Origin of the sequence: Pelotomaculum schinkii (assembly GCF_004369205.1) — a bacterium.
Taxonomy (GTDB): Bacteria; Bacillota; Desulfotomaculia; order Desulfotomaculales; family Pelotomaculaceae; genus Pelotomaculum_C; species Pelotomaculum_C schinkii.
Window position 1 is genome coordinate 1 of record NZ_QFGA01000002.1, and the last position, 21,422, is coordinate 21,422.

Consider the following 21,422-nt stretch of genomic DNA (forward strand, 5'->3'; position numbering starts at 1 on the left):
GCATAAATTCAATTTAGCAGAAAGGTCATATCCGGTGTTCAACTTTGCCGGAAAGGGTGTCCAGTTTCAAACGGAGACACTGTTCAATCTCAGCGGTCAAACTGTTCAGTTTGACCCGGCATATTCATAAAAACTTGTGGCATCTTTTATTACCTAACTTCTCACATTCCCAAGTTTACTAAGTTGGTAGTACACCAATAGAATTGTCAAACAATCTAACCAGCTGATATCAGCAATGAAAAACCTGTAGAGAATCCTCTACAGGTTTACAATCTCCTTATGACAGTCTTCATCATTTAGATTAAGTAATTTTTCTAGTTCAAGAAGTAAAAAGTACCCCCCAAGAAATTAACATACCTTATATATAAATATTAATAGTAATAGTTATTTATTATATTAATAAATAACTATAGACGCGTATCTGTTTCGTAAAGGAGACGCTGTAGGTTTTCCAAGTCAGCGCCTTTTAACTTAAGAAAAAGTTTGTGCTCCTGGCCTCCATCCAGCAGGGTTAAAACAGCTGTAGAATTGTCCCGCTTACGTCCTCCAATAGCTGCACCTGCTACCAGACCTATACCTCCGGTAAGCAGCCCGCCTACGACGGCTCCGGCTGCGGCTTTTCCAGCGCTACGGGTAGCATTTTCCTCCCAGTCTACACTAGTTACCTGGAATTCAACGGATTTTTTCAGGGCTCGGCTAAACTTTAAGTATCCGGGTTGCTCCCCCTTTGATATAATTACTGGCCCCTTGCTTATTAATGCGTTACCGGCTTTTACCTCCGTAAAAACTTTTATTTCAGGTTTTAAGCCAAACAAAATTTACCGCCTCCTAGACAGTATTTCTTTCTTTATATCATGCTTTCTACGTATACGTCTAGGAACAATAATCAGGTTAAATGATTATCCCTTTAGCTCAGCAACCACTTTACCACGGAACACATGTTTGGCATACTAATTATACAAACTAACGTTCTGGGGTGATGATGGTGGCAAAGCAAGAAAAGATTAACTTGATAGATTTTCAGCAAAAGTTTTCAAATGAAGAAGCCTGCCTACAGTACTTGTTTCAAAAACGTTGGCCTAATGGATTCCAGTGTCCCAGGTGCGGCCATAATCGCTGCTATGAAATAACTACTCGTAACCTCTATGAGTGTACCAGATGCCACTACCAAGCTTCCGTTACCGCAGGTACAGTCATGGAGAAGACTCATACTAAATTGATGATTTGGTTTTGGGCCATTTATCTTGTTGCTCATGACAAACGTGGTCGATCTGCTACTTCGATAAGTGAAGAACTGGGTGTTTCATACAAAACTGCTTGGCTGATGTTGCAAAAAATTCCTAAAGCCATGGGAGACAGAGATTCACAATACATGCTTAGCGGGATCGTAGAACTTGACGATTTTTTTCTTGGTGCACCAAATGAAGGTGGAAAACGTGGGCGTGGGACAGAAAAATCGCTCGTTCTAGCCGGCTTGTCTCTGAATAATCAAGGATATCCTTTATTCCTAAAAATGCAAGTTGTATCAGATGTAAAAGGGGTCACCTTGGCGGAATTTGCTCATTCTGTTATTGGATCCGGTTCCAAAATCTCAAGTGCTGCTTATCGTTCATACTTAAAACTTGCTAAAGAAGGTTTTGAGCATGAACCCAAAGATTTTGATCCAAAACAAAATCCCGACCATTTAAAGTGGCTCCATACTGTCGTTCCAAATGCTAAAGCCTTTATTGCCGGTACTTTTCATGGTCTTGCTAAAAAACATCTACAGGCTTATCTCAACGAATTCTGTTATCGTTTTAACCGTCTGATTCTCCTCGATTTGTCTATGCAAGAAAAGTATTTCAAGCAAGGTCTGCTATAGAGAGTGCCTATAACCTAAGTACAAGTGACTTAAATACAAAAGATATTGGCGTATCACCTACGCATCTTGCATTACTAGGTGATGTCGTATACAACTACATTATTAAACTTATTAAAGCAAATAAGCTAAGAGCCTGGAAAGTAGATTATACAAGATACTGGGAAGTTGACATACATGACCCTATAAAATGGTTGTTAAGACGTCCAAATTTTGTCCGGATTGGTTAAAAAAACTTGTTAATTTAAAATAGTATTGGGAGGTCCGAAGTTACCGCCCAATACTATTAATAATACATTGTCTTATATATCTATTCATTGATATTTCTTGTTTTTTGACTCTTGCCGAACAAAAGATAGTAAACTTGGTGATATCATTAATTTCATCGGTACTTTTTTCTCTTTAACCTTCTTATTTAATTTAGTCTTCATTGTAATTCATCCTTTCTAGTCTAAAATTTGAAGCTTATATTCTTAGCCAAATAAAATAATCATACAATCTTCTTGGTCTTTGCTGGAAACCCGGACGTAACCGATGTTTAAAAGTAATTCCTCCCATTAAGAGTAAAACCGGCTTATGCCCGGCTTTAGCGTTCAGGTTGTAAATTTATTCTTCATAAACGGTCTTACCTTTTTGAATAATCTCATCAAACAAAAAGTCACCCTGCCTGGCCTTTTGGTACTGCTCAACAGAATATGGACGTGGTGAGATATCCAGGTCAACCCCAAAGGTTAGTTTTTTAAGCATCAATGATTCTTTAAACCGGTCGCGCCCGAGATCCGGAGAGATGATGGCCAGGTCAATGTCACTGTCCTCATCACTGGTACCAGCAGCTAGGGAACCATAAAGGATGGCTTTTTTAACCCGGATATTTTTAGATCTAAGTTCTTCTAAGTATTTTTTTATACTTACGTCAAACTGTTTTTTAGCCATTCTAAAACCTCACTCGTTTTTTTCATAATATCCTCTGTAACCGCCCGCGTGCAGTTCTTAGCCAGTTCCTTCCGATCCTCGGCATACCTGGACTCTATATAATACTGTGAGAGCAGGACAAAAAGCTCCTTTCTTGTTTCGTCAAGTTCAGGAAAAATGCCAGCATTCTTCGCCAAAGCTACTAAATCATGTTTCCTGGGTGGTGTCTTGTTGACTTATCATAATATACAGCTTTAACAGCCTTTTCAATGGCCTGCTGGCAGAAGAAAAGGCTATACAGGTATTTCTTTTTATTAAATAAGTGCCCAGCCACCTCATGGTCATCGTCAGCAGTCTCAATCCAATTTAACGTTTGTGGTTTCAGCACTTTCACCACCTTTCCTCAAACGGTTCTCGCTTAAACTAAGAATTTCTACGGAAAATATTTTAGTCCTGCATTCTATCGATGCTGCTTGCCAACTTCAGAACAGTATATTGCTTGACACAAGAAAAGTCCGGCTGTAACGCTTCCTAGTGCTTGTGCAAAATCAGCGTGATAAGAAACCGGCCTATCCGCAAGAATTTTAATTAAAACATCTTTTGCCATATATTATTATCCCACCTTTTGAAACAATGCAAAAGAACCTGACAAAAAGCCCCAACTAGAATTTTCTCACAAAAGAAAAAACGATAGGTCTTAAAGGCCCATCGCCCAAAATAAAGACAACCCTTATATTTTAGTATAAGCAAACGTTTTCCAAAAAATGATCACACAAATGATCACATACGGCAAATAATTACCTGTAATTTTAAATACTCAATAAAATAACCCAGCCGGAAAGCCTTTAAAAATTAGCATTTAATGAACATGAAAATACGGAAAACAACCCGAAATTACGTATTGCGATTAGTTCGCATTCAAGAGGTCAGGGGTTCGAATCCCCTTAGGTCCACCACATTCCCAAGTTTACTAAGTCAGTAGTACACCAATTAGTACACCAATAGAATTGTCAAACAATTTAACCAGCTGATATCAGCAATGAAAAACCTGTAGAGAATCCTCTACAGGTTTACAATCTCCTTATGACAGTCTTCATCATTTAGATTAAGTAATTTTTCTAGTTCAAGGTCGTTTTCGGCGATAATCTGCTGCAGACTCTTTAATGACTGTTCCACGCCCCCCGCCTTAATACGTAGCTTGTTCCATTTATCTGTCAAATAAGACCGCCTCCTGAAAACCGCGTCTTTTTGAAGACTAAAGGGCTTCTATTTTTCTAGAAAAAATATGCGGTTTTAAAAAAAAGACCCTCTATTACTATAATCATACCAACTTCCCATTCACATGTAAAGTAAAGGGACTTGAACCCTCGTGGTTTTAAGTCTTTTTGCTCATATTATATTTATGATATATTCAGTATAAAGAATTATTTTTGTATAAGGAAGAGATGAAAATGGTGATAAATAATGAAGGAATATAAAAGAGAATATCCCTTGTTTTCTTTATGTGGTCTTAACTGTGGACTTTGCCCAAGATATCAAAGTGAGGGAACATCAAGGTGTCCCGGATGCGGTGGCAAAGATTTTCATCTGCAACACCCAAGCTGTGCAGTGATTACGTGCAGTAAAAAGCATGGTGATGTTGAGTATTGCTTCCTGTGCAAAAATTATCCATGTAATAGATATAAATGCCCAAGCGAAAAAGATTCGTTCATCACCTATCGGAATGTTATAAATGATATGCAGAAGGCCATTGACAACGGGATTGAACAGTATCAAGCGGAGCTTAATGAAAAAATTTTATTTTTGGAATACTTAATCAGTAATTTTAACGATGGCAGAAAAAAAACTTTTTTTGTATTGCCGTCAATCTCCTGGATCTTGCGGATTTGAATGACATAAAAGAACATATTAAAAAATGTGACGAAACAATTCCGCAAAAAGATAAAGTGAAAATGGTAGAATCATGGTTTAATGAAAAAGCAAAGAGTAAAAATATTGACTTTAAACTGAGAAAATAAGTATTATGCGTAAAAATGCATTGGCATCTATATTCACCTAACTTTTCAGGAACAAATTCGCCCTATCGGGCGACTTAATTAAACCGGGGATAGATTAGCTATGGGCTATCTCTATCCTCGGTTTCACCCGTATAAAACATATCCCTCCCGCACTGTGGACAATCAACGGTAGGCATTACTCCAGGCTTTTCATCCCAAGCAAATTCATCAATTATCCACGCAGGGATCCATTCGCTAAACCCACAACTCTGACAACGATACCTGTGATGTTCCCTGTCCTCTGGGCCGTCCTGAAATGGAATTACATCTTCGTCCCATATTTCGTCTGTTTTGCCCGCCATCCTCCACAACACACTCCTTCTTCATATCAGCAATGGCATCATAAATGTAGCCATAACGGGGATGCCAAATCACCCAGAGTTCCATCTCACATTTGCAACTTGGACACTTAAGGGGATTCTTACCAAAACTTTGTATCAATCGTTCTTTCCACGTCTGTTTTTTTGCCGCGGCCGGCTTCAGCTTACTTTTTATTCTCGTTTTCAGGTATTTATAAAGCCCTACTATTTTTTGAGCCAATTTGTTAAGATCACGACGGTAAATGCCATATCGCCTGACCATCTTGAAATGCTTTTTAGGTATATGCATAATCAGTTTCCCAATAAATTCGAGAGCATGCAGCTCTTCCTCTTTCCTTTGTTCATCCCTATGATCAATATACCAAAACTTTACCTTCTCACCATCATAGCCAATTATTCTAGACTCTGCTATTGCTGGCCGGGCTAAATACCGGCCTATATATTCCGCCGCTCCCTTGGCATCTCTCATCCTATTTTTAGCATGTACGTAAAAACCTTTTGGATATCTACGGTATAATTCATTTATTAGCTTCTTTATCCCCGGCTCACGTCCAAATCTCTTTTGAATAATTCCCAGCATTACTTTCTGCCAGCTTTTCCTTAAGTAATTGTAAGGAATATACCCCACGTCTTTCCAATTCTTAAACTTATCTATTGCACCTTCCGTTACCAAGGCATGAACGTGAGGATTAAAACCTAAATTACGTCCAAAGGTATGAATTGTTGTAATTATACCAACTTCATAACCCATTTTTTTGGACTTGTTCCTGTACCAGTATTGAATTACCTCTGCAACTCCGTCGCTCAGATCTTTTAGCAGTTCTCTATGCCAATAAAACTTACCCCTTAATTCTTGGGGAATAGAAAACACCGTGTGGCGATGCCCTACATCTATAATCCTTTCAACCTGTTTGTTTACCCAATTATCTATATAAATCTTACCGCATCGATTACAAAACCGGCTCTTACATGAAAATCCTACAACCCTTTGATGCTTGCCACATTCCGGGCAAATATACTTAGCATAGCCGTACCGTGGGTCACCACACTTTAACATCTTTTCAACAGATTCTATGACACTCTCAACTAGATCTTTGGGAATCTTTTGCAAATTAGTTTTTTTAAATTCTTCCCAGTGGTCAGCAAAGATCTGCTTGATTTTAATTGTCTCTATCTGCTCTCTACCATTTGCTTCCATACCATAATTCTACACTTATCCACAAACTTCGAAAAGCATAATTTCCTATACAATAAAAACAAGGCTCCGGGAACCGGAGCCTTTTGCATGCGCTATTCTGAAAATGCAGGTGCGAATTCATTCGCACAAAGGCTACATTATATGCCCAAGTTCGGCGCTGGCGCGCCGTGTGCGATTGAAATGGCGCCTACATCGGCTGGTATTTTCATGATACGTGTGGCGCCCGCGCTAGCGTCCCATTTTTTATATTAATCGTACTGTCCAATCAGGTGTACTTTATCCGGACTGAACTGGACGGTAATTTCATTATCAGCCAGCACTTCTCCACCCATAACCTGTTCCGGGTTCACAAAGGCGATTAGCGGAAAACCACAGTCAATTACGGCTTTATACAGGTAGTTGTGTGGCAAAAGCTCGGAAACTTTGCCGCCAAAACTATTATCCCCATGACGGGATACACCTTTAAAAATTCTGATGTCTTCCGGCCGTAACAGGATTAGAACATTAGTTCCGACCGGGACAGCCGCTATAGACTTAATGCGATGAGGTCCGGCCTGCACAAACACTACCCCATCCTGAGTCCCTACCACCTTACCTGGGATCATGTTTTCAACCCCTACCAGAGAGGCTACGGTACGGCTGGTCGGTCTGGTCATAATCTCTCTGGGAGAAGCTTGTTGGATAATCCTCCCCTGCTCCAGGACCGTCACGGTCTCGGCCAGTAGGGGCACCTCACTATAATCATGGGTCACAAACACGCTCGTTATGCGAGTATCCCGTAAGATGCGGGCGAGTTCGGCGGTCAGAGCGGCCCTGGTCGGAACATCCAGCGCCACAAAAGGCTCGTCCAGGAAAAGGACCTCCGGCTCTAAGACCAGCGCTCTGGCCAGGCTCACCCGCTGGGACTCGCCGCCGGAAAGGTAGCGCGCCTGGCGTCCGGCAAGGTGGGAAATTCCCAGGCGCCCCAGCCATTCATTTACCCTGGCCGGGATGGTATCCACTTTAAAACCCCTGAGCTTCAATCCGGAGGCCACGTTATGATAAACAGTGGTATCCAAAAGCAGTGGCTCCTGGAATACCATGGCCATGCGGCGGCGGTAAGCGATAGGTTTTTTCCAATCCACCCTGTCCCCTTTAAAGAACAACTCTCCTCCGGTAGGTCGTTGCAAAAGCATCAGCACCTGCATAAAGGTACTCTTGCCGGCCCCGTTTGGGCCAATCAGGGCTACCGCTTCTCCTTCCTCAAGAGAGAAGTATTCAATGTCAAGAATTTTTTTTCTCCCTTTGGTCAGGTTTAAATTTTTTACTTCTATAATAGTATTACTGCTCATACAGGCCTCTTCTGTTGTTGGATGGTGAGAAATAAAGTGACACCGTAGGCAAGTATCAGGAGGATCACGCTGATAGCTATGGCCACATCCAGGTTGCCCTTGGAGACTTCCAATACTGTCGCAGTAGTCAAGACCGCAGTTTCTCCCTTGATGTTGCCTCCGACCATCATGGAGGCCCCCACTTCAGAGATAACTCCTCCAAAACCGGCCATCACTGCCGCCAGAAGCCCCATCCTGGCTTCGCGCACCAGGAACAGAAGGGTCTGCCACCAGGTGGCCCCCAGGGCTATTATCTGCAGCCTTATTTTGGGATTTAACTGCTGGATGGCGGCGATGGTAAAGCCTATTACAATAGGTGAGGCAATAATGGCCTGGGCCAGTACTATAGCCGTTGGCGTATACATCAGGTGGAGGAATCCCAGCGGCCCGTTCCGCCAGAGGAAAATACTCACCCATAGTCCCACCACAACCGGCGGCAGGCCCATCCCGAAATTAACCAGGCTGACCAAGAGCCTCCGCCCCGGGAAAACGGATAAAGCTAAAAATACACCTACAGGGAGCCCGATTATAACGCTGATCAGGGTAGCAAGACCTGAAACCTTAATAGTCAGCACGGTAATCTGCATGATTTCACGGTTTCCCTGCAAGAGCATTTCGCTGGCCTTAATTATCCCTTGCCAGATAATCTCCATATCAGTTACCACCTTTTCATGGTCTTTTTCGTAAATAGTTGTTAGGCTATTACACCCGACCAATAAAAAACGGCAGGTTATGCGAAAAGCATCATCTACCGTGTGTGGTAATCAGGTAGTGTTCTCCTTTCCGCAGTGGGAGGTGCGCAGGTTTCCCATACACACCCTTCCGGCCCATTAACCATAACTACCAAGTCCCAGGTAAGCAGGCTCGGAGAACTCATATACAGATCAAGTCTATTGAAAAATAAAAGGCTCTCTAGTATCTACAAAAGCGTAATCATTTTTCAACATAAAGCGACTCCTTCGCTTCTTTTATCATTTTATTTACTGGAATTTATAAAGTCAATAAATATCTAATAAAAATAGGGTTTGGCAAATTTAGTTTAAAAAGCTATAATAGTATAAGTTCAAGACATTACAAAAATTTGTATTGCCTGGTTTTTTTATTTTTCAAGACCTCTACCAGACTATTATAGATAATAAAATGGATTGTTTGGTAAAAAAAGGGGTATAATTTCAATTAATAGTTTTTTCTTATTTCCATTACAGTACCCGGTTTATTTTTTGAAGGCCCCCTCTTCAGATGAAAAAATCTGTCTGGGAGGTAATGGCGGCAAATAAGGGCCATCATTTTGCGCAGGAGGTGGTAGCAGCATATTTTAAAGTCAGCTTGCCGCTCATTATATTTAAAATTAAGGTTTCGTAAGGTGGTGTTTGGATTTTGTTTAGTGGGTTTTCTATTTATGCAGTGTATGCGTCATTGCTCGGTATTCTTTTCGCATTATATCTTGCATCCTGGATTTTAAAACAACCGCAAGGCAATAAACGCATGATCGAGATTTCGGAGGCTATCCAGGAAGGCGCCATGGCTTACCTGACCCGTCAGTACAAAACCATCGCGGTGGTCGGCATTATCATCGCCGTCTTACTCTTTTTCGGTTTGGGCTGGATTACTACTTTGGGCTTCATCATCGGAGCTGTCTTCTCGGCTCTCTGCGGATACGTAGGCATGACCGTCTCGGTAAAGAGTAACCTCAGGGTTTGTGAAGCAGCTAAGAAAGGTCTGCCTGCCGCACTGGCTTTGGCCTTTAAAGGCGGCTCTGTAACCGGCCTCATGTGTGTCAGTCTGGGGCTATTGGGCGTGGCAGGCATGTATATTCTTTTTAGAGACCCGACCTACCTGATCGGGCTGGGCTTCGGAGGCAGTCTAATCAGCGTTTTCGCCCGTCTGGGCGGCGGTATTTATACCAAAAGCGCCGATGTCGGGGCGGACCTGGTCGGCAAAGTGGAAGCCGGTATTCCGGAAGACGACCCGCGCAACCCGGCTGTTATAGCCGACAACGTGGGTGACAACGTAGGTGACTGCGCCGGTATGGCTGCCGACCTTTTTGAAACCTACGCCATTACAGCCATCGGAGCCATGCTGCTGGGACAGATATTCTTCCCCGGCAACGAGCATTACGTGGTATACCCTCTGGTGCTTGGCGCTATTGCCATCATCGCCAGTATTATCGGCGTCTTCTTTGTTCGCATGAGCCAGGGCGGGGAAATCATGTCCGCGCTGTACAAGGGCTTATTTGCCGCGGCAATTATCTCTCTTATCGGCTTTTACCCCGCCACCACCTATTTCTTCGGTACCCCGCAGTATTTCTATGCGGCAATTGTGGGCGTGGCAGTGACGCTAATCATCGTTTTCCTTACCGATTACTATACCTCAACGCGCTACAAGCCAGTTAAGACAATCGCCAAGGCCTCGGAATCCGGCCATGCGACCAACATCATCAGCGGTTTATCGGTAGGTATGGAGGCCAGCGTCTCACCGGCCATCGCCATCGTCGCCGGTATTGTGCTATCGTACCTTATTGGCGGCATCTACGGAGTCGGTATTGCTTCAATGGCCATGCTTTCCATGACCGGTATAGTCGTAGCCATTGACTCTTACGGCCCCATTACCGACAACGCCGGCGGCATTGCCGAGATGGCGGAACTGCCGCCTGAAATTCGCAACATTACCGACCCGCTTGACGCGGTGGGCAATACCACCAAAGCGGTAACCAAGGGTTATGCCATCGGCTCCGCCGGTCTGGCTGCCATTGTGTTGTTTTCCTCCTACACCCAGGAAATCACCAGGTTCAGGGGCGAGGCGCTCAGCTTCAATATCGAGGACCCCTGGGTTCTGGCCGGTCTTTTAATTGGCGGAGCGCTGCCCTTCCTCTTCTCCTCACTGGCCATGGGCGCTGTCGGCAGGGCCGCCAACGAGGTGGTCAACGAAGTGCGCCGCCAGTTCAGGGAAATAACAGGCATCATGGAAGGCAAAGCCAGGCCGGAATACGGCCGCTGTGTTGACATTGTAACCAAGCGGGCCATCAAGGAAATGATGCTGCCCGGCCTGATCCCGGTTGTGGTCCCCATTCTGGTCGGCTTTCTATTGGGAGCAAAAGCTCTCGGCGGCATGCTGATGGGCGTAATTATCACCGGTCTCTTCCTGGCCGTGATGCTGACCGCCGGCGGCGGCGCCTGGGACAATGCCAAGAAATACATCGAAGACGGCAATTTCGGCGGCAAGGGTAGCTTTGCCCACGCTGCGGCAGTGACCGGGGATACTGTAGGTGACCCCGCCAAAGACACCGCCGGCCCGGCCATCAACCCGATGATTAAAGTGGTCAACATTGTCGCCCTTCTGATCGTAAGCTACGTGGCCATGATTGTACGTTAAAACAAAAGACTCACATAAAAAAAACGGGGACTCCCGGTACTAACCGGCAAAGTCCCCGTTTTCTATACATACAACAGCAAGATAATCCTTCTTCAAACACAATATACAATGGTTGCGAATTAATATGAACCATAGTTTTGCAACTTAATATAAATGTTAGTGTGTCGCTATGGTAAAGGTCATTGTTAACTGGTTCTCGAAAAGCCTTTGGGGTAGTGGGCTTGGGGTTATCCTCCGCTCTCTTCGCAATTCTCCATTTGTGAAACATGAGCCTCTTGCCGACCGCATCTACTGACAGCCATCCGGTAGCTACGCGCTATTTAAGCTTTGACTTTTATGCAACGCACGCGCTAAGGAACGCACCCAGGTGCTTCGTTCGCTCCGGATAACCCCAAGCCCGCAAGTCAAGCCTTTTCGAGCAATATTCTTGAGACAGGTGAGACAAATGACGATATCCCCCCCATTGTCACTCCCCAGTGTGCATTTTCATCGGTATCATGTGATGAAAATCATGGTTGGTTCTTACCCCACGCTTCGCTCTCTGAAGGCAATTTCCCTTTTCTGTTCCAGCAAGTCGACAAAAGCTTCAAGCCGGGTTTGTATACCCGCTTCACCGGAGTGCTCATCCATGATCAGTGTCAGGGAAGGAATATTCAAGTCGCAACTGACATCAGGCAGTATGCTTTCAGCTACGATTTCGGGCATGCAGGTAAATGGAAACACCTGGATTAGTCCGTTATAACCGGCCTTTGCATAAAGGACCGCAGACCCTATTGTTTCCTGGCCATGCCCGCCGACGAAATGCCGCAGATATGGATGAGCCGATGCGCAAACCTCGTTTCTCCGTCTTTCGCCTTTCAATAATCCTCCAAAGAGATGGTTGTTTACCCATTCACTTAAGTAAATAGAACGATCCACTTCAACCCCCAAAGTGCCCAGGCTGCGCTCCAGGTTCTGGTTCGAAAAAGGCTCCAACAGGGTGTAAATCTCCCCGACAAGGCCAATTTTTAAGACTGTTTTCTTATCGTCAACCATTACCTCCCTGAGCGCATCTCCGGCTTTTTCCACCGCGTAATTTAAACCATCCCAGGTACAGGCGCCATCAATCAGGGCCAGTGCCTTCCGGTAAGCTGCGTCCGTTGCTCCAACCACTGTTTCACGAGGCCGCAGTTGGAAAGACGCCCTTTCAACGTCGTCGACCGCCTTTGCTTTCCTGTAGCCAAAGCGAACCGCCTGGAAAATATCCCACCAAGACTTCTTTCCTGCGATTCGTTTTATTTTTGCCAGTAATTCGGTAATATGGCGGTCAGGCGGTTCAAGCACAATAAAATCCATATCTCGACCGATATCCTTTAATATTGCATGTTCAATCTGGGCGTAATAGCCAAAGCGGCACGGTCCGCAGCCGCCGCCCATGATCACGGTATCGGCGCCCAGTTCACCAGCCTCTATAAAGTTGCCAAGGTTTAATTTCAAGGGCAGGCAGGCAAATTCAGGACCATGCTTCACCCCAAGACTCAAAGTTTTTTTACTGGAAGGCGGCGGTACCACAACATCCAAGCCCAGGCGCTTCAGCATTGCCTTTAAAGGAATATGCATGTTCCCCATATGGGGAAAGGTTACCCGCATTCATGATCCTCCGTTCCTTTAATGTCTTTTGTTGCTCTATAAAATTTGAGTATGGACAATTTCATGAGTTTTATGCAGAAATAAACCCAAGGCCGGGCGCCTTGGGATAAGCTTTCAAACATGGATGCAAGTCAGCCCCATAACACATGCCGCTGGCACAAAACTTGCAGAAGAGATAATAATATGAATCCTGCTTTGTCCAAGTCTTTTTGTGGGTGCGGTTTCAATCGCACTTGCGCAGTGAAGCAGTTTAAGGGATTTCTGCTCACCTTATTAATTCTGCTTTTTTATGGGCCATGTACGAATGAATTCGCACCCGCATTTATTAGCAGAGCAATGCTCAGCAGAGGAACTTTGCAAAATAGTCCAGTACCAGGGAGGTTCACTTGCTGTAGAAAAGGCCTACTTTTGACAGTAGCGCCCACCTTCTATACAGACGGCGCAAAGAACCTCTGCAGGCCTGATAATTTTCTATCGTCTCTCTGAACAAACGGCGGGCTTTCTCCTTGTCGTTGTAATTTAAAAACAAACTGCCCGCCAAGTAGTGGATTTTGGGTGATCCGTATTGCAGCAACTGTTGGTAAAGATTATCAATCTTTGCACCGTCCTGACTTTGTTGGAGGTAAATTCTTGCCAGATACAGGTATGGTTCACCGAAACTTATCTTTGGGTTGATGACAACCGCTTTTTCAATCTCAGCCCTGCCCTCCTCGATCCGGCCAAGTTGATAATACGAGGCCCCACGGTAAAAATGAAATAAGGGGTGGTCCTCCATCTTGTCAGCCGCTCTATTTAAATATGATAAAGCCTGCTCATATTGCCCCTTCTGCAGGAAGGATTCGCCGAGCTCCAGGTAGGCTTCAGCGTTGGCGGGATTGACCCTTACTTCTCTCTGTAGTTCCCGCACTCTGTTGGACCTCCTCCAGGAGGCGGTAAAATCAGGTAATAAGCCAATAAAACGCCTTTCTACAAGGAAAAGAATCAGCAGCATGACAACAAGAGCTAACAAGGGGTTGCGGGTGAGCAAGGTTAATAATATGTAAAATCCAAATATTTTCATGTTGACCCTCCGTGGTAAGGATATAGAATCATTATATCAGATAAACCCGGGTTGAAAAAAAAAGAAATTCTACTTTTTTCCTATAAACATGGAGGAAATATAACAATTTTGTTGAATATATACAGCAGTTTGAAGTATCCAGCTCACCCCCCTGATTATATCTCCTGCGTATTATAGAATCTTTGTAGAAAGTGAGCGTTGAAAAATGGCGGATTATACGGTTCAGCAAGTGCTTATCGATTTCAACAAGGAGTTTACGCAGATTGCTCTACCTGAAGATGCCGTTAAGCTTGTTAGACCACAGGATGGTTTATTGAAGTCGCTCAGAGAACATGATGCGCCTTTCATCAAGATCTGCCCGCCGCAGGTAAATACGGATATATTTTTTGATATCTTGAAAGAGGTTTCCGTCATCACTGTAAAACACAAACCGGACTTGGAGGGTGATATTAGCGAAATTTTCAGTGCTTTACCGGAGGATGCCGCGGCCAGAGAAACTTTTGTCAGACAAGCTTTCACACCTGGTGCAAACCTGTTGGATTATTTCAAAAAAAAGGTATCACCCGAGACCTTTGGTTTTATCTTAAGCCATGCGGTCAGGCCCTTTATGAAGCTATACGCCCGGCAGGTTTCTGCTTTTTATGACCCGGAGCAGTGGTATAAAGGAACTTGCCCGGTATGCGGCGCCAGGCCCACCCTGGCCTTGCTGGAAAAGGAGGACAAGAAGAGATATCTCTATTGCGGTCTGTGCGAGGCAAGGTGGCGGTTCCAACGTCTGGGCTGCCCATATTGTTTGAACCACGAATCGCGGTTCTTCACGGTGGATGGCATGGAGCAATACCGCGTTTATTATTGCGACAACTGCCACGGCTATATTAAAACTGTCAACGAGTCCATGCTAGATAGCAGCAGTTTGGATTTATTCTGGGAAGATATCAATACAGTCCATCTGGACCTGCTGGCCATGCAGGAAGGTTATGTCAATCGACCAGCTGAAATTATTGAAAAATAATATAATTCCAGCAGGAGATCTGTCTGAAATGGCGTAATTAAAATTGTAAATATTTGAAAGGGGTGTAATTTTATATGCCGCACATAGGAGCTCCCGAGTTGATCCTTGTTTTGGCGCTGGCTTTAATTATCTTTGGACCCGGCAAATTACCCGACCTTGGTAAGGCGGTTGGTAAAACGATTAAAGAATTTCGCCGTTCCTCCAACGAAATAATGAACGATGTGGAAACAGTAGCCAGTGGTGACAAAAAAGAAGAACAACAGCTGATTAAGGCAGCAAAAAGTTAAAAACCCCCCATCCCAAAACCGCCCGTCATATTAGTGAGGGAATAAACGATGGCTAAAAAAACCGACGAAATGACCATTATTTCGCATTTGGAAGAACTGCGTCGGGTTTTAATTGTTTCCATTATTTCAACAACCGTACTTGCTGTGGCAGCATATTTTTTCAGCGACAAAATTTTAGCGTTTCTGATGGAACCGCTCACTACACTTGGCCAGGGCGTATTTTTCACCGCGGTCACGGGGGCTATATTTGCTAAAATCAAGATATCTTTTTTCGCAGGTTTTCTGGCAGCCCTGCCAATAATTTTGTGGCAAATCTGGAGTTTTGTCGTTCCTGCTTTAAAGAAGAAAGAAAAGTTATATTTTACACTTTTCGTTTTGGTCTCCTTTATCAGCTTTGTGGCGGGAGTCGCCTTCGGTTTTTTCGGTGTCTTCCGAATAGGGGTAGCGTTTCTGCTCCAGTTTGCCGGCCCCACTCTGACTCCACTTCTGACAATCGACAAGTATATTTCTTTTATTATTTCCTTTCTTCTGCCTTTTGGAATCGTATTCGAGTTTCCATTGGTAAGTTTTTTCCTGGCCAAACTGGAACTGGTAACATATGCCTTTTTTGCCCGGAACCGCCGTTATGCGATACTGGGGGTCGTAGCCCTGGCAGCGATAATCACTCCTACCCCGGACTTGATTACCTGCCTCATCGTCAGCGGCCCCATGTATTTACTTTTTGAAGTAAGCGTGCTGGTTGTACGCATCGTCGAACGCAGGATTGCTCGCAGGAAGGAACGTGAGCGACTGGCCGAAATGGCGGAACCGGCAGTCACAGTTAAATAAACAAGGCTGTGGATATTAATGGTGAAAGGAGGCTTCTAATTTTAAGAATATTCTATAGATAATAAATTTTCTGGAGAGAGGGGCACCAAATTTACTCCGAACCTGGCAATCTAAGGCTTAATAAGCTATGATTTCCAGGTCGTTAGGGTATATAAGGGAAACCTGTATGCCTCCCATTTGGAAAGGAGTAGCGTCATTTAGCTATTTACGCGCACTTTTTTGGATAAGGAGGTCAGGTTTGTGAAGCAAAAGATTAGCCGTCGCGATTTTCTGAAGATACTTGGAATTGGTACCGCCGGGTCGGCCTTGCTTAATGGCGTAACAGCCGTGCCGGCCTTAGCCAGCACGGCGGAAGACAAGCTGCCTACCTTCGCTTTGGGTGAATTTAAACTGGCCAAGGCCAAAGAAACCCCTTCAGTTTGCGCTTTTTGCGGGGTTGGCTGCGGCCTTATTGTTTATTCGAATGAAGAAGGCAGGGTTTTGAACATAGAAGGAGATCCGGACAACCCGAATAATGAAGGCACCATGTGCTGCAAAGGCATCGCGCTTGGCGACGCCAACACTATTATCGACCCGAAGAGCCGCAAGCGTACAGTTAATGACCGGCGGATTATGGACGTTCTATACCGCGCCCCCGGCGGGACCAAGTGGGAGAAGAAGGATTGGGAATGGGCTCTTAGTGAAATAGCCAAACGGGTCAAAAATACCCGTGACGCCGCCTTTGAAGAAAAGGACGCGAATGGTGTCACCGTTAACCGTACCCAGGCCATCGCCCATATCGGCAGCGCCTCCTGCGATAACGAAGAGAATTACCTCTTTCAAAAGATGATGCGGTCATTAGGGGTCATCAACATCGACCACCACGCCCGCCTCTGACACTCCTCCACAGTGGCCGGTCTTGGCCAAACATTTGGCAGGGGTGTTATGACCAACAGCTTTACGGATTACAAAAACACGGACGTTTTCCTGATTATCGGCGCCAACCCGGCGGAGAACCACCCGCAGGTTATGCGCCACATGGGCAGGGCCATGGCCGAAAGAGGCGCCAAGGTTATTGTCGTTGATCCCAGGTTTACCAAAACGGCAACCAAAGCAAATATTTACGCTCCTCTACGCCCTGGCACCGATATCGCATTTCTTTACGGTATTATGAATTACGCTCTTGAAAACAACTTATACTTCCATGACTATGTCGCCAATTATACCAACGCCTCATATCTTGTGAGCCCTGAATATGCCCTTAACGAAGGAGCGTTTAGCGGTTTAACGGAGAAAGACGGCAAATTCTCCTATGACACTACAAGCTGGCAGTACCAAAAAGACGGGGATACCATTAGAAAAGACCCCTCCTTGCAGAATCCTTTCTGTGTATTCCAAATTCTGAAGAATCAGGTCGCCCGCTATGATATCAAAACCGTATGCAGCATCACCGGTACTCCGGAAGATGTATATAAGAAAGTCTGTGATCTCTATTGCTCCACCGGCAAGCCCGATAAGGCCGGCAACCTGATTTACGCCATGGGTATTACCCAGCACACCTACGGCAGCCAGAACGTCCGGGCAACCGCCATGCTGCAGCTGCTGCTCGGCAACATCGGCATCGCCGGCGGCGGCGTCAACGCCCAGCGGGGTGAGTCAAACGTGCAGGGTTCCACGGATCAGGGGATCCTCTATCACCTGCTCACCGGTTACCTGGGTTCACCGAGCGCGACCGCCCATGCTAATTTGCAGGAATACATCGAGAAGGAAACGCCCAAGACAGGTTACTGGTCGAACAAACCAAAGTTTTTAATCAGCATGCTCAAAGCATGGTATGGGGATAAGGCAAACAAAGAAAACGACTTCTGCTTTGACTACATTCCCAAACACGACGGTAAAGACCACTCCCATATGGCCATTTACGAGGCTATGGCAGCCGGTACAGTCAAAGGCTATTTTGCCTGGGGACAAAACCCGGCGGTCGGCGGCCCCAACGCCCTTGCCGCGCGCAGCGCGCTGGAAAACCTGGACTGGATGGTGGCTGTCGACCTGTTTGAAACAGAAACCGCCGCCTTCTGGAAGCGTCCCGGCGTCAACCCGGCCGATATCAAAACAGAGGTTTTCCTCCTGCCGACCGCTTTCTCTTACGAAAAAGAGGGCACTGTCGCCAACAGCTCGCGCTGGATCCAGTGGCGCTGGAAGGCCGTGGAACCGCCCGGGCAGGCCAAGAGCGACCTGTGGATTGCCTATAATATGTTTAAGGCCATCCGTAAGGAGTACCAATCCGGCGGCAAATTCACCGACCCGATTAACAACCTGGTCTGGGACTACGACATGCCCGGCCACGACGAGCCGGATATCATCAAAATAGCCAATGAGATGAACGGTTATGTAGTGGGGGATGGAACCATTCTGGATTCTTTCGCCAAATTAAAAGATGACGGCACTACGGCTTGCGGTATATGGATTTACGCCGGCTACATGTTTGTCGATCCGGTGGCCAAAGTACCTGCTTCACAGCGGCGCGACCGTGAAGACAAAAGCGGCCTGGGGCTCTTCCCCAAATGGACGTTTGCCTGGCCTGTCAACAGACGTATCGTATATAACCGCAACTCTGCCGACCCGTCCGGCAGACCTTGGGATCCGAAAAGAATGCTGGTTTCCTGGGATGGAACACAATGGGTCAACAACGACGTGCCTGACTTCGGGTTTAAGGATGCCGCAACCGGGGCCTTTATTACTCCGGACAAGTCGGCCGTCAATTCCTTTATCATGACCACCGAAGGACAAGGGCGCCTGTTTGCTCCAACGGGTATGAAAGACGGGCCGTTGCCTGAGCACTACGAGCCGGTTGAAAGCCCGGTTAAAAATGCCATGGGCAAATACCAAAGCAACCCTCTGGCAACCAGGTACAAGGGTGACTTTGCCAGGCTGGCGGAAACAGCCAGCCCAGATTTCCCCTACATCGGCACCACACCACGTCTGGTCGAACACTATCAGAGCGGCGCCGTCACTAGAAACTGCCCCACCCTGGCTGAAATACAGCCGGAAATGTTCGCCCAGATTTCTTTAAGCCTGGCCAATAAGTTGGGCGTCAAACCCGGCGACTGGGTGCTGGTAAGCTCCGCGCGAGGCGAAATCAAATGCAGGGCCAATGTCATGCCTGTGGTTAAGCCGCTGCAAGTGGCCGGCAAGGAATTGGAAATAGTCAGTCTGCCATGGCACTGGGGTTACCAGGGAAGGGTACCGGGCGCATCTGCCAACGAGCTCTCTCCCGCAGTCGGTGATCCCAACACCATGATTCCCGAATCCAAGGCTTTCCTGGTTAATATCAGAAAAGCGTAGGTTCATAAAATTCTGCTCACGCTTTAACTCCAAGCAGAAACCGGAGGTGTTAAGATGTCGAAAGGTGTTTTGGTAGACGTTACCAGATGCATTGACTGCAAGAGCTGCATGGTCGCCTGCAAAGTATGGAACGATTTACCATCCAGAAAGACGGAGTTTTCAAATGACCTGGATGCGGGGCAATTAAATTCCGACACATATACGGTAGTAAACAACTGCATCAGTGAAAACGGCGGCGAGGTGGTCTGGCGCTTTGTCAAAAGACAGTGCATGCACTGCAAAGAGCCCGCCTGCGAGTCGGCCTGCTTCACCCACTCGTTCGTTAAAACCAAGGAAGGGGCGGTTATTTACAAGCCAACCGTGGTTGACCAGGACTACTGCGTGGGCTGCCGTTACTGCATGATCGCCTGCCCCTTTGGCGTACCGACGTTTCAGTGGGAAAAAGCATTCCCCTACGTTGAAAAATGTACTTTTTGCTATGAACGCACTCAGCAAGGCCTTAAAACCGCCTGTACCCAGGCCTGCCCCACCGGCGCTTTGAAATTCGGGGACAGGGAAGAACTGCTGGCCGAGGCCTGGCAGAGGATTAACAACAATCCCAACTACGTCAAGCATGTCTACGGAGAAAAAGAGTACGGCGGCACGTCCTGGCTGTATATTTCAGACGTCCCCTTCGCTCAGCTGGGCTTTAAGACAGAAGTATTCAACCGTCCTGTTACGGAAAAATCAATCCCCTCCTTGACCTGGGATGTGCTCAAGTGGACCCCCTACATCTTCGTCGGGTGGGGCGCCCTCTTGACCGCTATGCGCGCTTACACCAAGAGGCGCGCTGAGGTGCACAATGAGGAGGAAATGTACGGTCCTGTTGATCCCAAGGAGTAAATTTCAGTTAACTGGAGGTGAGAATATATGTACGGAAGAAATTGGAGCTTTAGAATTACCTGGTTCAGAATACTGTTGATCATATTAGTCCTTGGCGCGGCTGCAGCTTGCCTGTACCGTTTCATCTTCGGCCTAGGGGCTGTAACCAACCTGAGTGACCAGTGGCCCTGGGGCCTGTGGATTGGCTTTGACCTCCTGTGCGGCATCGCCTTGGCCGGCGGCGGCTTCAGTACGGCGCTGGTCGTCCACGTCCTGCACCGGGATAAATACCTCCCCATCGCCCGCGCAGCGCTGTTGACTTCCTTGCTTGGCTACATTATCTCCCTGGTCAGCCTCTTCCTGGATATCGGGAGATGGTTTAACTTCTGGAGGCCTTTCTTTTACTGGGGTTTCCACTCGGTATTGTTCGAAGTATTCTGGTGTATTTCACTATATACGACTATCCAGGTCCTGGAGTTTGGTGATATCTTCTTTGAGAAGGTGAAGTTCCCCGCTTTGAAAAAGATCCTGGGCTACATGATGACGCCGCTGCTGATCCTTGGCATCGTCCTGCCCAGCCTGCACCAATCCTCCCTGGGTTCGCTCTACATCGTTGCTATTGATAAGCTCTACCCACTGTGGTGGTCCATGCTGATCCCGTTCTTCTTCGTCTGGTCCGCTTTCTTCCTGGGGCCGGCCATGGTCACCGTTGAAGGCACCCTGGCGTCGAGAGCCTATGGACGTCAGCCAGAGTTGCCGGTATTTCAAAGCATGACCAAGCTGACCATGTGGATGATGATCATCTACTTTATAGTCAAGATGATCGATCTCAACTACCGTGGTGTGTTCGGGATGGCCTTCAACGGTTCTTACGAAAGCAACATGTTCTTAATCGAGATGATTGTCTTTGTCCTGCTGCCGATTTTCATGTATGCCATCCCCTCCATCCGTACCAAGCTGTGGGGGGTTGTAACGGCTTCTCTCCTGGTGGTAGTTGGTGTTGTGTTTAACCGCATGAATGTGGTCTTCACCGGGATGGCCAAGAGCGTGGGCGGCAGCTACTTCCCGAGCATCTGGGAATTCCTGATTACCATCGGCATGTGGAGCGCGCTGGCCCTGGCCTACCTGTTTATCGTAGAGAACTTCTCTATCCTGCCCAAGGAAGAGCATACTCACAGCACGCACACCAGCTACGGACCAAGCTTCCATGCTTAAATGCCAAGCAAAAGTGTCTTTTTTGGCGGGGGGATCACATCCCCCCATTTTTTCTTGTTTGTCCAAGCATGCTTACTTGTTTTATAATAAACAAAGAATGTACGCGATATAAAATACAA

At 46.3% G+C, this 21,422-nt stretch carries 19 protein-coding genes, 1 pseudogene and 2 riboswitches; of the genes and pseudogenes, 9 read left to right on the forward strand and 11 right to left on the reverse strand.

Annotated features, from left to right (window positions below):
* Window positions 1-407 precede the first annotated feature (407 nt).
* Entirely contained in the window at window positions 408-815 is a 408-nt protein-coding gene (locus Psch_RS10995) for a hypothetical protein (protein WP_190240308.1), read from the reverse strand.
* Window positions 816-985: 170 nt separating this feature from the next.
* On the opposite strand from Psch_RS10995, the pseudogene Psch_RS11000 reads away from it, so the two are divergent.
* Window positions 986-1,804 (forward strand): annotated as a pseudogene (locus Psch_RS11000) (IS1595 family transposase); the annotation flags it as partial.
* Between the two features lie 660 nt (window positions 1,805-2,464).
* On the opposite strand, the gene Psch_RS11005 reads toward Psch_RS11000, so the two are convergent.
* The 5 genes from Psch_RS11005 to Psch_RS11025 all read right to left on the reverse strand — a co-directional run bounded on the left by Psch_RS11005 (window position 2,465) and on the right by Psch_RS11025 (window position 3,988).
* On the reverse strand, window positions 2,465-2,791 hold the full coding sequence (locus Psch_RS11005) for a nucleotidyltransferase domain-containing protein (protein WP_190240310.1): 327 nt from the start codon (window positions 2,789-2,791) through the stop codon (window positions 2,465-2,467).
* Window positions 2,767-2,967 (reverse strand): HEPN domain-containing protein, encoded by a 201-nt coding sequence (locus tag Psch_RS21395; RefSeq protein WP_190240311.1) that lies wholly within the window; start codon window positions 2,965-2,967, stop codon window positions 2,767-2,769. The genes Psch_RS11005 and Psch_RS21395 overlap by 25 nt, the downstream gene beginning before the upstream one ends.
* A 5-nt stretch (window positions 2,968-2,972) precedes the next feature.
* Entirely contained in the window at window positions 2,973-3,164 is a 192-nt protein-coding gene (locus tag Psch_RS21400) for a HEPN domain-containing protein (protein ID WP_190240312.1), read from the reverse strand.
* 66 nt (window positions 3,165-3,230) lie between these two features.
* Window positions 3,231-3,377, reverse strand: a complete 147-nt coding sequence (locus Psch_RS11020) for a hypothetical protein (RefSeq protein WP_190240313.1) — start codon at window positions 3,375-3,377, stop codon at window positions 3,231-3,233.
* 455 nt (window positions 3,378-3,832) lie between these two features.
* Window positions 3,833-3,988: a hypothetical protein gene (locus Psch_RS11025; protein WP_190240314.1), complete on the reverse strand. Its 156-nt coding sequence runs from the start codon at window positions 3,986-3,988 to the stop codon at window positions 3,833-3,835.
* Between the two features lie 246 nt (window positions 3,989-4,234).
* On the opposite strand from Psch_RS11025, the gene Psch_RS11030 reads away from it, so the two are divergent.
* The gene (locus tag Psch_RS11030; protein ID WP_243124061.1) at window positions 4,235-4,660 is read left to right on the forward strand and encodes a DUF3795 domain-containing protein; all 426 of its coding nucleotides are present in this window, start codon (window positions 4,235-4,237) and stop codon (window positions 4,658-4,660) included.
* A gap of 362 nt (window positions 4,661-5,022) precedes the next feature.
* On the opposite strand, the gene Psch_RS11035 is transcribed toward Psch_RS11030, so the two are convergent.
* The 3 genes from Psch_RS11035 to Psch_RS11045 all read right to left on the reverse strand — a co-directional run bounded on the left by Psch_RS11035 (window position 5,023) and on the right by Psch_RS11045 (window position 8,368).
* The gene (locus Psch_RS11035) at window positions 5,023-6,345 is read right to left on the reverse strand and encodes an IS91 family transposase (RefSeq protein WP_190239491.1); all 1,323 of its coding nucleotides are present in this window, start codon (window positions 6,343-6,345) and stop codon (window positions 5,023-5,025) included.
* 248 nt (window positions 6,346-6,593) lie between these two features.
* Entirely contained in the window at window positions 6,594-7,676 is a 1,083-nt protein-coding gene (locus Psch_RS11040; RefSeq protein WP_190240315.1) for an ABC transporter ATP-binding protein, read from the reverse strand.
* Window positions 7,673-8,368, reverse strand: a complete 696-nt coding sequence (locus Psch_RS11045; RefSeq protein WP_190240316.1) for an ABC transporter permease — start codon at window positions 8,366-8,368, stop codon at window positions 7,673-7,675. The genes Psch_RS11040 and Psch_RS11045 overlap by 4 nt, the downstream gene beginning before the upstream one ends.
* A 107-nt stretch (window positions 8,369-8,475) precedes the next feature.
* Window positions 8,476-8,596, reverse strand: a riboswitch (molybdenum cofactor riboswitch).
* 496 nt (window positions 8,597-9,092) lie between these two features.
* Here Psch_RS11045 and Psch_RS11050 point away from each other — a divergent pair.
* Window positions 9,093-11,087: a sodium-translocating pyrophosphatase gene (locus Psch_RS11050; RefSeq protein ID WP_190240317.1), complete on the forward strand. Its 1,995-nt coding sequence runs from the start codon at window positions 9,093-9,095 to the stop codon at window positions 11,085-11,087.
* A gap of 522 nt (window positions 11,088-11,609) precedes the next feature.
* Here Psch_RS11050 and Psch_RS11055 read toward each other — a convergent pair.
* A complete protein-coding gene (locus tag Psch_RS11055) occupies window positions 11,610-12,716 on the reverse strand; it encodes a CoA protein activase (protein WP_190240318.1) in 1,107 nt (368 codons plus the stop codon).
* 382 nt (window positions 12,717-13,098) lie between these two features.
* Window positions 13,099-13,776: a tetratricopeptide repeat protein gene (locus Psch_RS11060; RefSeq protein WP_190240319.1), complete on the reverse strand. Its 678-nt coding sequence runs from the start codon at window positions 13,774-13,776 to the stop codon at window positions 13,099-13,101.
* Between the two features lie 205 nt (window positions 13,777-13,981).
* On the opposite strand from Psch_RS11060, the gene Psch_RS11065 reads away from it, so the two are divergent.
* The 6 genes from Psch_RS11065 to nrfD all read left to right on the forward strand — a co-directional run bounded on the left by Psch_RS11065 (window position 13,982) and on the right by nrfD (window position 21,303).
* On the forward strand, window positions 13,982-14,788 hold the full coding sequence (locus Psch_RS11065) for a formate dehydrogenase accessory protein FdhE (protein WP_190240320.1): 807 nt from the start codon (window positions 13,982-13,984) through the stop codon (window positions 14,786-14,788).
* A gap of 74 nt (window positions 14,789-14,862) precedes the next feature.
* Complete coding sequence (gene tatA, locus Psch_RS11070; RefSeq protein WP_190240321.1) at window positions 14,863-15,075, forward strand: twin-arginine translocase TatA/TatE family subunit; 213 nt, start codon at window positions 14,863-14,865, stop codon at window positions 15,073-15,075.
* A 48-nt stretch (window positions 15,076-15,123) separates the two neighbouring features.
* Window positions 15,124-15,903 carry a twin-arginine translocase subunit TatC gene (gene tatC / locus Psch_RS11075; RefSeq protein WP_190240322.1) on the forward strand — a complete coding sequence of 260 codons (780 nt, stop codon included), beginning with the start codon at window positions 15,124-15,126 and terminating at the stop codon, window positions 15,901-15,903.
* Window positions 15,904-15,985: 82 nt separating this feature from the next.
* Window positions 15,986-16,107, forward strand: a riboswitch (molybdenum cofactor riboswitch).
* 36 nt (window positions 16,108-16,143) lie between these two features.
* Window positions 16,144-19,227, forward strand: coding sequence for a formate dehydrogenase-N subunit alpha (gene fdnG, locus Psch_RS11080; protein ID WP_190240323.1), 3,084 nt, complete (start codon window positions 16,144-16,146; stop codon window positions 19,225-19,227).
* Between the two features lie 54 nt (window positions 19,228-19,281).
* Window positions 19,282-20,109 carry a 4Fe-4S dicluster domain-containing protein gene (locus Psch_RS11085; protein WP_190240324.1) on the forward strand — a complete coding sequence of 276 codons (828 nt, stop codon included), beginning with the start codon at window positions 19,282-19,284 and terminating at the stop codon, window positions 20,107-20,109.
* A gap of 27 nt (window positions 20,110-20,136) precedes the next feature.
* Window positions 20,137-21,303: an NrfD/PsrC family molybdoenzyme membrane anchor subunit gene (gene nrfD, locus Psch_RS11090; RefSeq protein ID WP_190240325.1), complete on the forward strand. Its 1,167-nt coding sequence runs from the start codon at window positions 20,137-20,139 to the stop codon at window positions 21,301-21,303.
* Window positions 21,304-21,422: the final 119 nt, after the last annotated feature.

Excerpts from the sequence above, each read along its gene's own strand:
- Psch_RS11005 (WP_190240310.1), bottom strand. The coding sequence starts at position 2,791 with ATGGCTAAAAAACAGTTTGACGTAAGTATAAAAAAATACTTAGAAGAA.
- Psch_RS11020 (WP_190240313.1), bottom strand. The coding sequence starts at position 3,377 with ATGGCAAAAGATGTTTTAATTAAAATTCTTGCGGATAGGCCGGTTTCT.
- Psch_RS11030 (WP_243124061.1), top strand. The coding sequence starts at position 4,235 with ATGAAGGAATATAAAAGAGAATATCCCTTGTTTTCTTTATGTGGTCTT.
- Psch_RS11035 (WP_190239491.1), bottom strand. The coding sequence starts at position 6,345 with ATGGAAGCAAATGGTAGAGAGCAGATAGAGACAATTAAAATCAAGCAG.
- Psch_RS11040 (WP_190240315.1), bottom strand. The coding sequence starts at position 7,676 with ATGAGCAGTAATACTATTATAGAAGTAAAAAATTTAAACCTGACCAAA.
- Psch_RS11045 (WP_190240316.1), bottom strand. The coding sequence starts at position 8,368 with ATGGAGATTATCTGGCAAGGGATAATTAAGGCCAGCGAAATGCTCTTG.
- Psch_RS11055 (WP_190240318.1), bottom strand. The coding sequence starts at position 12,716 with ATGCGGGTAACCTTTCCCCATATGGGGAACATGCATATTCCTTTAAAG.
- Psch_RS11060 (WP_190240319.1), bottom strand. The coding sequence starts at position 13,776 with ATGAAAATATTTGGATTTTACATATTATTAACCTTGCTCACCCGCAAC.
- Psch_RS11065 (WP_190240320.1), top strand. The coding sequence starts at position 13,982 with ATGGCGGATTATACGGTTCAGCAAGTGCTTATCGATTTCAACAAGGAG.
- tatA (WP_190240321.1), top strand. The coding sequence starts at position 14,863 with ATGCCGCACATAGGAGCTCCCGAGTTGATCCTTGTTTTGGCGCTGGCT.
- tatC (WP_190240322.1), top strand. The coding sequence starts at position 15,124 with ATGGCTAAAAAAACCGACGAAATGACCATTATTTCGCATTTGGAAGAA.
- Psch_RS11085 (WP_190240324.1), top strand. The coding sequence starts at position 19,282 with ATGTCGAAAGGTGTTTTGGTAGACGTTACCAGATGCATTGACTGCAAG.
- nrfD (WP_190240325.1), top strand. The coding sequence starts at position 20,137 with ATGTACGGAAGAAATTGGAGCTTTAGAATTACCTGGTTCAGAATACTG.